General features: G+C 36.6%; 14 protein-coding genes. 8 read left to right on the forward strand and 6 right to left on the reverse strand.

Translation table 11 applies throughout. From position 1 onward, the window contains the following. Positions 1-4 precede the first annotated feature (4 nt). On the forward strand, positions 5-2,374 hold the full coding sequence (locus H560_RS0100965) for a T9SS C-terminal target domain-containing protein (RefSeq protein ID WP_027378302.1): 2,370 nt from the start codon (positions 5-7) through the stop codon (positions 2,372-2,374). 229 nt (positions 2,375-2,603) lie between these two features. Here H560_RS0100965 and rsmA read toward each other — a convergent pair whose 3' ends face one another. After that, positions 2,604-3,380 (reverse strand): 16S rRNA (adenine(1518)-N(6)/adenine(1519)-N(6))-dimethyltransferase RsmA, encoded by a 777-nt coding sequence (rsmA, locus tag H560_RS0100970; protein ID WP_027378303.1) that lies wholly within the window; start codon positions 3,378-3,380, stop codon positions 2,604-2,606. Positions 3,381-3,471: 91 nt separating this feature from the next. Between rsmA and H560_RS0100975 the strand changes: the two genes are divergently transcribed. The 5 genes from H560_RS0100975 (at position 3,472) to rluF (ending at position 7,056) form a co-directional block, all read left to right on the forward strand. After that, positions 3,472-4,371 (forward strand): cell division protein FtsX, encoded by a 900-nt coding sequence (locus tag H560_RS0100975; protein ID WP_027378304.1) that lies wholly within the window; start codon positions 3,472-3,474, stop codon positions 4,369-4,371. A 3-nt stretch (positions 4,372-4,374) separates the two neighbouring features. Next, a complete protein-coding gene (locus tag H560_RS0100980) occupies positions 4,375-4,674 on the forward strand; it encodes a DUF3098 domain-containing protein (RefSeq protein ID WP_027378305.1) in 300 nt (99 codons plus the stop codon). A gap of 92 nt (positions 4,675-4,766) precedes the next feature. Continuing rightward, on the forward strand, positions 4,767-5,585 hold the full coding sequence (locus tag H560_RS0100985; protein WP_027378306.1) for an undecaprenyl-diphosphate phosphatase: 819 nt from the start codon (positions 4,767-4,769) through the stop codon (positions 5,583-5,585). Between the two features lie 39 nt (positions 5,586-5,624). Beyond that, positions 5,625-6,353 (forward strand): tRNA pseudouridine(55) synthase TruB, encoded by a 729-nt coding sequence (gene truB / locus H560_RS0100990; RefSeq protein WP_027378307.1) that lies wholly within the window; start codon positions 5,625-5,627, stop codon positions 6,351-6,353. Continuing rightward, positions 6,331-7,056 carry a 23S rRNA pseudouridine(2604) synthase RluF gene (rluF, locus tag H560_RS0100995; protein ID WP_027378308.1) on the forward strand — a complete coding sequence of 242 codons (726 nt, stop codon included), beginning with the start codon at positions 6,331-6,333 and terminating at the stop codon, positions 7,054-7,056. Before truB ends, rluF begins: the two co-directional genes overlap by 23 nt. Positions 7,057-7,200: 144 nt before the next feature. Here the strand turns inward: rluF and H560_RS23200 are convergent, their stop codons facing one another. The 3 genes from H560_RS23200 to H560_RS0101005 all read right to left on the reverse strand — a co-directional run bounded on the left by H560_RS23200 (position 7,201) and on the right by H560_RS0101005 (position 8,973). Beyond that, on the reverse strand, positions 7,201-7,431 hold the full coding sequence (locus H560_RS23200; RefSeq protein ID WP_228372395.1) for a hypothetical protein: 231 nt from the start codon (positions 7,429-7,431) through the stop codon (positions 7,201-7,203). Positions 7,432-7,448: 17 nt separating this feature from the next. Next, entirely contained in the window at positions 7,449-8,516 is a 1,068-nt protein-coding gene (locus tag H560_RS20900) for a helix-hairpin-helix domain-containing protein (protein ID WP_228372396.1), read from the reverse strand. Positions 8,517-8,628: 112 nt separating this feature from the next. Then, complete coding sequence (locus H560_RS0101005) at positions 8,629-8,973, reverse strand: MerR family transcriptional regulator (RefSeq protein ID WP_027378309.1); 345 nt, start codon at positions 8,971-8,973, stop codon at positions 8,629-8,631. A gap of 164 nt (positions 8,974-9,137) precedes the next feature. Between H560_RS0101005 and H560_RS0101010 the strand changes: the two genes are divergently transcribed. Beyond that, a complete protein-coding gene (locus tag H560_RS0101010) occupies positions 9,138-10,031 on the forward strand; it encodes an SMP-30/gluconolactonase/LRE family protein (RefSeq protein WP_027378310.1) in 894 nt (297 codons plus the stop codon). A 155-nt stretch (positions 10,032-10,186) separates the two neighbouring features. Here H560_RS0101010 and H560_RS0101015 read toward each other — a convergent pair whose 3' ends face one another. Together H560_RS0101015 and H560_RS22870 are read right to left on the reverse strand one after the other, a co-directional pair. After that, a complete protein-coding gene (locus H560_RS0101015; protein ID WP_027378311.1) occupies positions 10,187-11,494 on the reverse strand; it encodes a DEAD/DEAH box helicase in 1,308 nt (435 codons plus the stop codon). A gap of 118 nt (positions 11,495-11,612) precedes the next feature. Further along, on the reverse strand, positions 11,613-11,789 hold the full coding sequence (locus H560_RS22870; protein WP_155844929.1) for a hypothetical protein: 177 nt from the start codon (positions 11,787-11,789) through the stop codon (positions 11,613-11,615). Between the two features lie 321 nt (positions 11,790-12,110). Here H560_RS22870 and rpsA point away from each other — a divergent pair, with 321 nt between their 5' ends. After that, complete coding sequence (gene rpsA, locus H560_RS0101025; protein WP_027378312.1) at positions 12,111-13,910, forward strand: 30S ribosomal protein S1; 1,800 nt, start codon at positions 12,111-12,113, stop codon at positions 13,908-13,910. Positions 13,911-14,000: the final 90 nt, after the last annotated feature.

Below are 14,000 nucleotides of genomic sequence, written 5' to 3' on the forward strand. Positions count from 1 at the left end.
TATTATGAAGAGACATCTACTATTGTTTTCATTTTTTTTAGCCTCCTCGTCGAGTCTCTTTTCCCAAACTGTTACACCCAGAAAACCTCAGAAAGAAACACCCTCGGCTTTATCTATGAAAGCGGGTACCTTTATTGATGTTAATGACCCTGGTTATGCTCCTTCTGCATACACACCTTTACAGTTGGTAAAAGACGTACTAATCTCTTCGGGAACCAATTCATGTGTGACACCCAATGTATCCAATGTTCAGGTAACGCCAAATCTGCCTGCAAGTGATGCCAACAGATCTTGGGGATATTTCCACAAAGGAACCACCAATTTTCCTTTTAAGGATGGGATTGTACTTACTACAGGATATGCAAATAAGGCAGGGAATTCATATATTGCAAATACACTTGGTGACGATTTGTCGACAGGAAGTGATCCGGATCTTGTAGCAGCTACTAATCCTACGGCCACTCTTAATGATGCTGTAATTCTGGAATTTGATTTCGTACCTACATCTTCTCAGGTAAAATTTAATTATCTTTTTGCTTCTGAGGAATATACAGGATCGTTTCCATGCAGCTTCTCTGATGCTTTTGCTTTATTGTTGAAGCCAACAGCAGGAGGGCCTTACGTAAACATGGCAATTGTACCGGCTCCGGGTACAGGACCAGTAAGTGTTACCAACATTCACCCGCAAAATAGCTTTACGGGATTTGATATGGGATGTGGAGCACCCAATGTAGCGTTTTTCGGTGGATACAATACTGGTGCTATAGAAACAAACTTTAATGGTAAAACCGTTCCGTTACAGGCTACGGCTACTGTAATACCGGGACAGTCTTATCACTTTAAAATGGTTTTGGCTGATGCTATTGACAGCAGCTATGATTCTGCTGTTTTCCTGGAAGGTGGATCTTTTAACATCGGTGTAGAATTATTAGACCCTTCGGGAGCTACTTTGCCGGAAGAAATTAATGTTTGTGATAATGTTCCTCAGGTGATTACAGCTTCCGTAAGTGACCCTAACATGACCTACCAGTGGTTCTACAATGGTGTTGCCATTCAGGGAGCGACCACACCTACTATTACAGCTACACAGCCGGGTAATTATGAAATTCAGGTGAGTTTCCCTGGAAATCCTTGTCCGGGTAAAGCAAATATTAAAATAAACGGCGGTACAACACCTGCAGCTGTAGATGCATCACTGCTTTTATGTACAACTACGGATGTTACATGGTTTGATCTTACGGATGCAATGCCGTCTATCAGTACAACTCCGGGTGCAGTGTTTTATTTTTATGAAGATCAGGCAGATGCTTTAGCACAGAATGGTGATTATATTCAGGATGTTTTACATTACACGGGTAATGACGGGCAGATCCTTTATGTAGTAGTTTCCAACGGTGGCTTCTGCAGCAAAATGATTGAATTAAAATTATTAAAAGAAGCTACCCCTACCGTTAATCTCGTTGCATCAAAATTAAAAGTATGTCCGGGAGAAACCGTAGACTTTACTGCAACAGGCGGTGCTACTTATGAGTGGGGTAATTTCCCGGGAACAGGGAATACACAGTCTGCAACAGTTTTTAATACAACTACCTTCACAGTATATTCATTAGGTCCGAAAGGATGTAAATCTCTACAGCCGGCATCTATTACGGTAGAAGTGGTTCCTGAGCTTACATCTCCGTTAAGAGACGTTGAAATGTGTATAGGAGACAGAGTAACTCTTGATGCAGGAGCAGGTCCTAATTATTCTTATCTGTGGAGTACAGGTGAGGTTACCCAGACTATCAATGTAAACGAATTGGGAATTTATACGGTAACAATCAAAAATGGATATTGTGAAAAAACATTCACCGCTCACGTTTTAGGTGCTGCATCTCCGTATGTATCGAATGTGGACTACAGTAATAATACCTTAACAATTACGGCAGAAGTTCCTATGATCAACAATATTCCGCAAACAGTAGAATATTCTGTAGACGGAGGTATTTCATGGCAGCCTTCAAATGTTTTCACAGGCTTGCTGAATAATACAACGTATGAAATACAGGTAAGAACAGTAGGTACCAGCTGTGTGGGTGCACTGGAGTTCTTTACGCTTCATATTTCGAATATTATCACTCCGAATCAGGATGGTATCAATGATGTATTAGACCTTACATCTTTAGGTAAGTTCAATAACTTCACAGGATCTGTTTATGACAGATACGGATCTGAAATGTTCAGATTTACAAAAGATACACCGATCTGGGACGGAACAGTAGGAGGTAAGAGATTGCCAACCGCAACATACTGGTATAAATTCAACTTCCAGTATCCAAAATCAAAAGCAAACATGAGCCAGTCCGGATGGATTATGCTTAAGAACAGAGAATAATTTAAATTCGATAATGCAAAAACAAAGGCCTTTCAAGAAATTGAAGGGCCTTTTTTGTATTTAAATTTTTGATTGCAAATGAGAAGTTTATTATAACTTGAAGCTAAATAATTTAAAAAATAATAATTTCTTTCAATAGGAAAGGGCTTTAGCCCTTTTTCAAGTTTAAAACATTCAAATTGGCTTTAGCCAAAACATTTAAAAATGATACTGTGAATTCGTATGAAAGTTAGTTATCCTTGTGTTCAAACCATAACTGCGTAAAGGTAATAAAATCTGCAACACTCAATTCTTCAGCTCTTTTATCCATAAATTCATGAGTTTTCAAAGCTTCAGGGATATTTAAAATTTTCAGGGCATTGGAAAGCTTTTTCCTCCTTTGATTGAATCCGGCTTTTACAATTTGTTTAAATAAAACCTCATTTCCGGCAAGGCCTTCCTTCGGGTTTCTTGTAATTCTTATTACTCCGGATTTTACCTTTGGCGGCGGATTAAAGACATTTTCATGAACTGTAAATAAGTATTGCGTATCATAATAAGCCTGGATGAGAACAGACAAGATGCCATAGTCTTTGGTCCTTGGAACAGCAGCAGTTCTTTCTGCCACCTCCTTCTGGAACATCCCCACCATCTCCGGAACCAGCTCATAATGATCTATGATTTGAAACAAAATCTGGGACGATATATTATAAGGAAAGTTCCCGATAATGGCGATCTGTTCTCCGTTCGTAAATGCGAAATCCTGTTTTAGAAAATCCCCTACAAAAGTTTCTTCCGTTACTTTAGAATAGTTATTTTTAAGATATTCAATAGATTCTTTATCTATTTCTGCAAGGTAAATATGCTGGTCTTTCTCCAAAAGATACTTGGTAAGAACGCCCATTCCGGGGCCAACTTCCATTACGTTTTTGTAGCCCTCAAAACTAAGACCTTCTACTATTTTTCTTGCGATGTTTTCATCCGTCAAAAAATGTTGACCAAGATGCTTTTTTGCTTTTACACTCAATGTTTTTATGATTTTATTAACAGTGATTTTCTCTTTTTCGTTCCCAAATTTCGGAAGTTTTTTTCTATTTTAGCCAAAAAATTTAATCTTAATGGCTAAATCTGTAGATGAGTTTAATAAGAAAAGACTTCGGTCTAGCAATATTACAGTAGTAATAAGTATTGCCTTAGTGTTATTTTTATTAGGATTAATGGGTCTTATATTAATCAATGCCCAGAAATATTCTGATTATATTAAAGAACAACTTGTGGTAAATGCTTACTTTGACGAAAATTACAACGTAAAAGATTCTGCGAAAATTGCAAAGATGGAAGCCGAGGTTTTCAAAGAAATTCAGGCATTGGCTCCCGTAAAAAAAGCGACTTACATTTCAAGAGAAATGGCTGCCAAAGAAGCTAAAAAAAGTATGGGAATTGATACCGACGCCCTTTTTGAAGAAAATATCTTCCCTTCCTCTATAGAAGTAGCTCTGAAACCGGAATATGTAGACCCTACAAGGATTGACCAGGCGATTAAAGCCATCAAGTCTGTTCCAGGTGTGATTGATGTGAAAAACGACAGTACCCTGATGGTAGACGTTTACAACAACCTGAGCAGAATTCTTAAATGGATTTTAGGATTCTCTATACTATTCCTGATCTTAGCGGTTGTTTTAATTAATAACTCGATCCGTCTGAAAATATTTTCCAAAAGATTTATCATTAAAACCATGCAGCTGGTGGGGGCCAAAAGGAGATTTATTCTTAAGCCGTTCATTATTGAAGCTGTGATATTGGGAGCTATTGGTTCTGTAATCGGTCTATTAGCCTTATTTGGCGTGTGGTATTATTTTACCAGCCAGATCGGGTCGGCATTCGTACAGGATACAAACCAATACTTCTGGCTGGTGCTTCTGGTACTTGGAGTAGGGATTTTCATCACGGTTTTAAGTACAATTGTTGCAACCTGGAGATTCTTAAGATCAAATGTTGACGACTTATATTACTCTTAGAAAATGAGCAAAAAAACAAATAAATTTTCCGCAGATAACTTTGGTAAAGAAACTGCTGAAGTTCCACAGGAAAACACTTTTTACTTCGGAAAGCAAAACTTTAAATGGATGCTTATCGGTTTAGCATTCATTGTGGTGGGTTTCCTTCTGATGCTGGGCCCGGATGCCAATACAGTAGACGGAAAATTTGATCCGAATGCATGGAATGACGACATTTTTTCCATCCGCAGAATCAGAATTGCTCCACTGTTCGTTATCTTTGGTTTTGCCATTGAAGCTTTTGCAATTTTAAAAAGAAAATAGAAATAAATTTTTATTTAGAGATTAAGGAATTCAGAAATTTAGATATAATGTCTAAATCTCTTAATTTCTTAATCTTTTAATTTAAACAAATTATGGATTTAATCAAAGCAATAATTATTGCCATTATAGAAGGTTTAACGGAATATCTTCCCATTTCTTCCACTGCGCACATGGGTTTCACATCCAATTTACTTGGATTGCCGGAAGACGAATTTTTAAAGATGTTTCAGGTATCCATTCAGTTTGGGGCCATTCTTTCTGTGGTGATTGCCTACTGGAAAAAATTCTTTGATTTAAAAAATTTACAGTTTTATTTTAAGCTGGGTTTTGCAGTGGTCCCTGCTTTGGTTTTGGGATATTTATTTGATGATAAAATCGAAGCGGTTCTGGGAAATCAGATTGCCATCTCGGCAGTTTTGGTCATAGGCGGAGTGGTTTTATTATTTGCTGATAAATGGTTCAAAAATCCCAGAATTGACGATGAAAAGGGAATTACAATAAGAAATGCAATCACTATAGGATTCTGGCAATGTCTCGCCATGATGCCGGGAACCAGCCGAAGTGCTGCTTCTATCATCGGAGGGATGGCACAGGGTCTTACAAGGAAAGCTGCCGCAGAATTTTCATTCTTTTTAGCGGTTCCTACCATGTTAGCGGTAACAGTTTATTCCGTTTTTGTAAAAACATGGGGTAAAGAAACGGCAAATCCACAAAAAGGGTATGAGATGATTATGGCGTCACAGGATCATATTACCATTTTTATTGTTGGAAATATTGTGGCATTTATTGTGGCTTTAATTGCTATCAAGGCATTTATCGGAGTTTTAAACAAATATGGTTTTAAACCTTGGGGTTGGTATCGTATTTTTGTCGGACTGGCTTTGTTGATTTATTTTTATTTTTTTAAATAATAGATTAAAAAATTACTTACTACTCATTACTCAGAATTAATGACAGCTGAAGATCTACAGTCAGGACACATATTTTTATTAGACAAACCTTTGGATTGGACATCTTTTCAGGCAGTCAATAAAATGAAATACAAGCTCAAAAGAGAGTTTAATTTACCCAAGAAATTTAAGATTGGTCACGCAGGAACGCTGGACCCGAGAGCAACAGGACTTTTAATTGTCTGCTGCGGAAAATTCACAAAGAAAATTCCCGAAATTCAGGATGCTCCGAAAGAATATTGGACGGAAATAAAAATCGGAGTTCAGACCGAGTCTTACGATACTGAAAAGCCGGAAATTCTTCACCAGGATTTTTCGCATATTACAGAAGAGCAGATCAAAAAAGTTTTGGAAAAATTCATTGGTGAAATTGATCAGACGCCACCCGTTTTTTCAGCAATAAAAATTGATGGAAAAAGAGCGTATAACCTGGCAAGAGCTGGGGAAGAGGTTGAAATGAAATCCAGAAAAACTACCATTTTTTATATCAATGATATTAATATTGATCTTCCGTTGGTAAGTTTTACAGTTGGCTGTTCAAAAGGGACTTACATCAGGAGTTTGGCTCATGATATAGGACAGGAATTGGTTGTTGGGGCTTACCTTACTCAGCTAAGAAGAACAAAAATCGGAGACTACAGAATTGAAGATGCAACCTCTGATTTGTTAGAAAATGACTTTAGATTTGAAACATTAAAAGTTGGTGATGCAGGAGAAAACCAGAATTAATAAATATTTATCAGAAGTAGGTTACTGTTCCAGAAGAGCTGCGGATAAGCTTCTGGAAGAGGGAAGAATTACAATCAATGGTAAAATTCCCGAAATGGGAACCAAAGTTTCCGATGAAGACGTCATTGAAGTAGATGGAAGACCGATCCGCGAGCCGGAACAGGATCATGTGTACATCGCCTTCAACAAGCCTGTAGGAATTGTCTGTACAACAGATACTAAGCGTGAAAAAAACAATATCATCGATTATATTAACCATCCCAAGAGAATTTTCCCGATCGGCAGGCTGGATAAGCCCAGTGAAGGATTAATACTTTTAACCAGTGATGGGGATATTGTGAATAAAATTTTAAGATCAAGAAACAATCACGGAAAAGAATATATCGTAAGAGTGGACAAGCCGATTACTCCAAAATTCCTTGAAAAAATGAGAAATGGAGTCCCGATTCTAGACACAGTCACTAAAAAATGTGAAGTGGAAAAAATTGATGAAATGAACTTCCGGATCGTATTAACACAAGGACTGAACCGACAAATCCGCAGAATGTGCGAATATCTTGGTTACGAAGTAAAAAAGCTGAAACGAATCCGTGTTTTAAACATAAAGCTTGATCTCCCAATCGGGAAGTGGAGAGATCTGACTGATGATGAGCTGGAAAATTTGAATAAGCTTTTGGAAGGTTCCAGCAAGACTTTTGATTAAAAATTGTTTTGTTTTTAAACTCTAATACTTAATAAATAAGGATGCTTCGACAGGCTCAGCATGACATCTCTAATACTAATCATCTTATTTTATTTTGTAGCGTTGTCATGCTGAGTCTGTCGAAGCATCTTCAATATTAATTCATCATTTCAAATAAAGCTTCATCCTGGCCTCATATTCAGGTTTTACCTTCAAAAGTTTCCAAATTTTCTTTTCGTCTTTTTCACTTAAACGATAAAAAATAATTTTGTCTGCAGAATATTTGAAGTAAGGATGATTTTTCAGCCATTCTTCAGGAGCATCGACAAGATTGTATTTAGGAACATTGGAAGTATTCAGCGGAGCAATTGCCAGTAATTTTTTCACCAGTTCCACATCAATATTATAAGTTGTTAGGATTTGTTCTTTATTGACAAACCCGCCCAGCTTTTTCTGAATCCAATGATGGAGCCGGCGGCCCTTTCATCAAGCCCGAATTCTATCAGCTGTTTGAAAGTAATTGTATTAAGATCTGTTTTTGAAAAATCTATTTTCTCCTGTTTGATTTCAGGCTTTTGGAGTTCAGTTTTCGCAATCGTAGATGAATTAAGTTTTACAAAAGGTCTCAGTTCTTCAAACTTTTCTGCGGAAATTACAAAGCAATGTTGGATGTCTTCCAGGTTTTTAAAGCTTCCTTTTAAATTTCTGTCGCGATAATTGATGATGGTTTGTGCCTGTCTGTCAGAAAAGCCGAAGGACTTCCAGCCTTCAAGAGGTAAAGTATTGGGGTCGAATGGATGGTACTGTATTTTTTTATTGTTACCATTGAAATTTTTAGCAAAGCTTCTGAAATTGGCAGGTGTTTTTTCAGGAAGAATTAAATAAGGTGCAAGTTTTTTGTAATTTTCTTCATTAATGATAAAACATTCCTTAAACTTTTCCTTACTCACAAAACTTCCTCCGAGGTAGTTTTTATATTTTATAATAGCTTCAGACTGCCTTTCGCTGAAACCCATTTTTACCCAGTCAGCCACAGAAAAATGATCCGGATTGAATTTTCCGGGAATAGCAATTGACCTTTTCTCATAGCTTTTAAATCCGCCAGAACCGGTTTCTTTATTGGTTTCCGGCAATAAAATAAAAGATTCCAGTGCATTGAACTTTTCTTCAGAAACGGCAAAACATTTTTTAAACTGAGCCTTGGAAATAAATTTTCCGCCTATGATTTTTTTATAATTAAGAATGGTGGAAACCTGTTTTTCTGTGAAACCCAAGTTCTGCCATTGTTTTGCATCCAGGTCGTTCGGGTCGAATTCTGTGATATTCAAAGGAGCTGAACTTTCTGAAATAAATTTTACGTCAGAAAAATCTTCTTTATTTTTGCTCGTAAACTTTTGAAAAGCTAATAAAATAATGAGCAGCATACCCATGAATGCTACTTTTTGGTAATAGATTTTTTTCATCGCTGTAAACTTAATCATTATTTCAAGTCACGGCAATGGGTAATATCAAAATGAATTATTTTAGAATATAAATAGTGATTTATTCTTTCAGAAAATAAATTAAAACAGATGAAACAAAATAAAATATCAATTATTCGGTGTCCCTTTCTGCCAGAGATTCTTTAAGCTTAAGAAGTTCGGCTTTTACAAATTCCAGGCGGTCTATGATGGTAACGGTCTCGGAAATTTTGCTGTTGGTGGTCAGTGCAACACGCGCTCCGTCAAGCGTATAACCCTTTTCTTTGACCAAATGATAGATCATCTGCAGGTTTTTGATATCTTCGGGAGTGAAATACCGGTTGCCTTTTTTGTTTTTTTTAGGCTTTATGATGGGGAATTCCTGTTCCCAATAACGTATCAATGAGGTGTTTACATCAAATGCTTTTGCAACTTCTCCTATTGAATAATACAGCTTATCGGGTAAATTTATCTTCATTTTTAGAATCCTAATTTTCAAAGATAAAAATTTTTAAAATCTGTTACAAAATACTGTCATAAAAAAGTTGAATTTACTTTTTATAATTAAAGCTTAATTTAATACATCAAAATGAGAAAATAAGTCAATTCTGTCGTAAATTGTGCATCTTAAAATAATGTGGTATGAAAAATATTCTCAAAATAGGCTACCTTGGTTTGGTTTTAGTATTAGTTAATTGCAAATCAGTAAATAGTACTAATATGTTTTATGATGATATAAAGCTGGAAAAAGTTTCAGATCAGTTTAGTTTTACGGAAGGGCCTTCGTCTGATAAGGAAGGAAATGTTTATTTTACAGACCAACCCAATGATAAAATTTACTATTGGGACTGGAAAACCAATAAGATTGTTGAGTTTTTGGATAAAAGCGGCCGGGCCAACGGGACCCATTTTGATAAGGATGATAATCTGATCACCTGCTCCGACAACAAAGGAGAGATCTGGAAAATTTCTAAGGATAAAAAAGTGGAAGTGTTGCTTAAAAATGTTGATGGAAAAAGGCTTAACGGCCCGAATGATGTCTGGAACGACGAATTTGGTGGCATGTACTTCACGGATCCTTTATATGAAAGGGATTATTGGGTGGATTTTAAGCAGGAAATTCCTCATAAAAGCTTGTATTACAGAAGTAAGGACGGAAAAATTACAAAAATTGAGACCTTCACACAGCCAAATGGAGTAGTGGGAAGTGAGAAGTTTAAAAAATTATACGTTTCGGATATAGATGCAGGAAAAACGTATGTTTATGACATTCTTGGTGAAGGAAAATTATCCGATAAGCAGCTTTTCTGTGAAATGGGTTCAGACGGAATGACGCTCGATAAACATGGAAATTTATATCTTACAGGTGACGGAGTACATGTTTTCAATAAAGATGGGAAGAAAATTTACCATATCCCGATAGAGGAAGACTGGACGTCTAATGTTACTTTCGGCGGGAAGAACAACGATATTTTATTCATCACTGCTTCTAAATCGGTGTATATTTTGCCGACAAAAGTGAAAGGAGTGGAGTAAATACTAATAGATTGAATTTTTCACGAATGACACAAATTATTGAACGTTTAAGTTTTGGCTAAAGCCAAATGTTTGATTTACATTTAAAAAACGGGCTAAAGCCCGTTCCTATTGATGCCATTATTCGTGTCATTCGTGAAAAATTCGCGTTTAAATTAATAAGCAACCTCCATTTTTACTTTTTTACCCTTCAGTTTTTCATTAGCTAATTTTTTCAATAAAGTGTTTACCTTATTTCTGGAAACCGCAACGTAAGAGGTTGTATCTTTTACCTCAATAAGTCCAATGTCTTCCTTTTGAAGCTCGCCTTTTTTAATTAAATAACCTACAATATCCACTTTATTCACCTTATCTTTTTTTCCGGCGCTGATGTAAATTGTCTGGAACGGCGTTTTTTCAGGAACTTTGTTGAAGCCGGCAACACTTTCTTCCGGAGTATTATTTTTTATGAAAGGAAAATTCTCTTCTTCAGTCATAATTAAATAGGCAAAACCTTTTGCATTCATTCTTGCGGTACGGCCGTTTCTGTGAATAAAGGCATCTTCTTTTGGGGGAAGTTGATAATGTACAATCGACTCAACTTCAGGAATATCCAAGCCTCTTGCAGCAAGATCCGTAGTAATCAAAATTCTCGCAGAATCGTTTCTGAATTTCAATAAAGCGCGCTCTCTTTCGTCCTGTTCCATCCCGCCGTGGAACGTCTCGCGGTCGATTCCTTTCTGTCTTAAAAGTTCGGAGATACGGTCAACAGCTTCCCTGTGATTACAAAAAATCAAAGTTCTCTTGTTTCCTATTTTACAGATCAGATTAAACAATGTATCCAGCTTTTCCTCAGAAATCGTCATCACTTTTTTAAACTGAATATCCGGTTTTACTTCACTGAGCTTTAAAAAATCAATTATTTTTTCATTTTTCAGTCCGGTAAATTTTGGAATTTCATCCATGGCTGTCGCGGAAGTCAGAATTCTTTGCGAAAGACCTTTTAAAGAATTGGAAATGAATTCCATATCATCATGAAAACCAAGCTCAAGAGCTTTGTCAAATTCGTCCAAAACCAGGGTTTGAATTGTTTTCGGGTCAAAATTATTATTTCTCAAATGGTAAACCACTCTTCCCGGTGTTCCGATGAGAATGGCGGGTGCTTCAATCAGGTTATTAACTTCAATCTTTTTATCATGACCTCCGTAGCAGACGGAAACCTTAAAATCCGTTCCCATTGCCTTGAAAACCTGCTCAATCTGCAGGGCCAGTTCCCTTGCCGGAACCAAAATTAAAGCCTGGATTCCGGAAGATTCTTTTTTCAGATTTCTTAAAACAGGAAACAGAAAAGCCAGTGTTTTTCCCGAACCTGTAGGAGAAAGTAAAACAACATCCTGTTGGTTTTCAGTAGCTTTATAGGTAGATTTCTGCATCTGGTTCATGTCCTGAATCTGCAGTTTTTCGTAGATTGATTGTAGTTCCATGGTGCAAAGATACGGAATTCGCTGATGGTTGCTGGTTTCTGGTTGCTTGTTACAAGTTTAAAACTTAAAGTTTAGAGTTTAAGGTTTAGTTTTTTAGTTTAATGAAGAATTTCTGTTTTCAATCATGTAAACTTCCCGCATCCGGCTTCCATCTTCCTTTCTTTATCATAAGAAGCTTTCTCCCGCTTTCCATTACAATCTTTTTTTTGCAAAAAAGGATTTTCATTACAATCGGGGCTAGGGTTTCAGGATAGGTGGCTTCGAGTGCCTCAGCCACCTTACAACTCTCAGTCATAATTCATAACTATTACTTTAATATTTTCAACTTATCACCACAATTGATGAAAAAGCCAATCGTTCCAATGGTGGCTTAGGCACTCGAAGCCACCTATCCGAAAATTCTATTTTTGATAGAGATATTGATTATGAATAAGTTATGTATTGTTTTGAGAAGGTTCAAACTATTGTTTATTATAAATAAATTCCTTATCTTTGCACCCACTTTTGTGGCGAAAAGGTTTGATGAGTAAATTACTAAAAATTAATTACTTCCGTATTTTTTAATCCGCATTTATTCAGACCGTTAAAAAAGAAGGAATACAAATTTTATTAGAAAATGTCAAAAGAGACAAATTCAGCAGAGGTTATTTTAAACCAAAACGTAGCACCAGAACAATTTGATTGGGATTCATTCGAATCAGGTCTTGATGCAGATGCGAGAAAAGAAAAAAGCGATTTAGAAGAAATCTACAACGGATCTCTTAACAACTTAAGCGATAACGACGTTTTAGTTGGAAAAGTTGTAAGATTGACTGACAAAGAAGCTATCGTAGACATCAACTTCAAATCTGAAGGTGTTATTTCTCTTAACGAATTCCGTTACAACCAAGGCCTAAAAGTAGGTGACGAGGTAGAAGTAATGGTAGACAGAAGAGAAGACAAAACAGGTCAGTTACAGTTATCTCACAGAAAAGCAAGAACGCTTAAAGCTTGGGATAAAGTAAATGAGCTTCACGAAACCGGAGAAATCGTAAATGGTTTTGTGAAATCTAGAACTAAAGGTGGTATGATCGTAGACGTACACGGAATCGAAGCATTCTTACCTGGTTCTCAAATCGACGTTAAGCCAATTAAAGATTACGATCAGTTTGTAGGTAAAACTATGGAGTTCAAAGTTGTGAAAATCAACCCTGAGTTCAAAAACGTAGTGGTATCTCACAAAGCATTGATCGAAGCAGATATCGAAGGTCAGAAAAAAGAAATCATCTCTCAATTGGAGAAAGGACAGGTTCTTGAAGGTACTGTTAAGAATATCACTTCTTACGGTGTGTTCATCGACTTAGGTGGTGTAGACGGATTGATCCACATTACAGACCTTTCTTGGTCTAGAGTGAACCACCCATCTGAAATCCTTGAGGACGGACAGACTGTAAAAGTTGTAATCCTTGATTTCGATGATGAGAAAACAAGAATCCAATTAGGTATGAAGCAGTTAGAAGCTCATCCTTGGGATGCTCTTTCTGCTGATCTTAAAGTAGGAGACAGAGTAAAAGGAAAAGTAGTAGTTCTTGCTGACTATGGTGCATTCGTAGAAATCGCTCCAGGTGTAGAAGGATTAATCCACGTTTCTGAAATGTCTTGGTCTACTCACTTGAGATCTGCCGGAGATTTCGTAAAAGTAGGTGATGAAGTGGAAGCTGAAGTACTTACTTTAGATAGAGACGAAAGAAAAATCTCTCTTGGTATCAAGCAATTAAGCAAAGATCCATGGGAAAATATCGAAGCTAAATATCCAGTAGGATCTAAGCATGTAGGAACTGTAAGAAACTTCACAAACTTCGGTGTATTCGTAGAATTGGAAGAAGGTATCGACGGTTTGATCTACATCTCTGATCTTTCTTGGACTAAGAAAATCAAGCACCCGTCTGAGTTCTGTGCAGTAGGTGACAAATTAGATGTTATCGTTCTTGAACTAGACATCCAGGCTAGAAGATTATCTCTAGGTCACAAGCAATTGACTGACAACCCTTGGGATGCATTCGAAACTAAATATGCTGAAGGAACTATCCACGCTGGTAAAGCGGTAGAAGTACACGATAAAGGTGCTTCTGTACAGTTCGAAGATGCTGAAGTAGAAGCTTTCTGCCCATCAAGATTATTAGAGAAGGAAGACGGATCTAAAATCAAGAAAGGTGAAGAAGCTGACTTCAAAGTAATCGAATTCAACAAAGAATTCAAGAGAGTTGTAGTTTCTCACACAGGTATCTTCAGAGATGAAGAGAAGAAAAATGCTAGAGAAAACTCTAACAACAGATCTAATAATACATCATCTTCTTCAAACAACGAAGAAAGATCTACTTTAGGTGATATCGATGCATTAGCAGAATTGAAAAGAAAAATGGAAGAAGGTAAATAATCCTTGATTCATTTATGATATTGAAGCCACTCAACTGAGTGGCTTTTTTTTGTGTTTATTTTTAATCATATAAATTAAAATAGTTAAAAT

It is taken from the genome of Chryseobacterium daeguense DSM 19388 (assembly GCF_000430825.1).
GTDB lineage: Bacteria > Bacteroidota > Bacteroidia > Flavobacteriales > Weeksellaceae > Chryseobacterium > Chryseobacterium daeguense.

What these genes read in the sequence shown, in the direction of transcription:
- H560_RS0100965 (WP_027378302.1), top strand. Translation starts at nt 5, where the DNA reads ATGAAGAGACATCTACTATTGTTTTCATTTTTTTTAGCCTCCTCGTCG.
- H560_RS0100975 (WP_027378304.1), top strand. Translation starts at nt 3,472, where the DNA reads ATGGCTAAATCTGTAGATGAGTTTAATAAGAAAAGACTTCGGTCTAGC.
- H560_RS0100980 (WP_027378305.1), top strand. Translation starts at nt 4,375, where the DNA reads ATGAGCAAAAAAACAAATAAATTTTCCGCAGATAACTTTGGTAAAGAA.
- H560_RS0100985 (WP_027378306.1), top strand. Translation starts at nt 4,767, where the DNA reads ATGGATTTAATCAAAGCAATAATTATTGCCATTATAGAAGGTTTAACG.
- truB (WP_027378307.1), top strand. Translation starts at nt 5,625, where the DNA reads ATGACAGCTGAAGATCTACAGTCAGGACACATATTTTTATTAGACAAA.
- rluF (WP_027378308.1), top strand. Translation starts at nt 6,331, where the DNA reads ATGCAGGAGAAAACCAGAATTAATAAATATTTATCAGAAGTAGGTTAC.
- H560_RS20900 (WP_228372396.1), bottom strand. Translation starts at nt 8,516, where the DNA reads ATGATTAAGTTTACAGCGATGAAAAAAATCTATTACCAAAAAGTAGCA.
- H560_RS0101005 (WP_027378309.1), bottom strand. Translation starts at nt 8,973, where the DNA reads ATGAAGATAAATTTACCCGATAAGCTGTATTATTCAATAGGAGAAGTT.
- H560_RS0101010 (WP_027378310.1), top strand. Translation starts at nt 9,138, where the DNA reads ATGAAAAATATTCTCAAAATAGGCTACCTTGGTTTGGTTTTAGTATTA.
- H560_RS0101015 (WP_027378311.1), bottom strand. Translation starts at nt 11,494, where the DNA reads ATGGAACTACAATCAATCTACGAAAAACTGCAGATTCAGGACATGAAC.
- H560_RS22870 (WP_155844929.1), bottom strand. Translation starts at nt 11,789, where the DNA reads ATGACTGAGAGTTGTAAGGTGGCTGAGGCACTCGAAGCCACCTATCCT.
- rpsA (WP_027378312.1), top strand. Translation starts at nt 12,111, where the DNA reads ATGTCAAAAGAGACAAATTCAGCAGAGGTTATTTTAAACCAAAACGTA.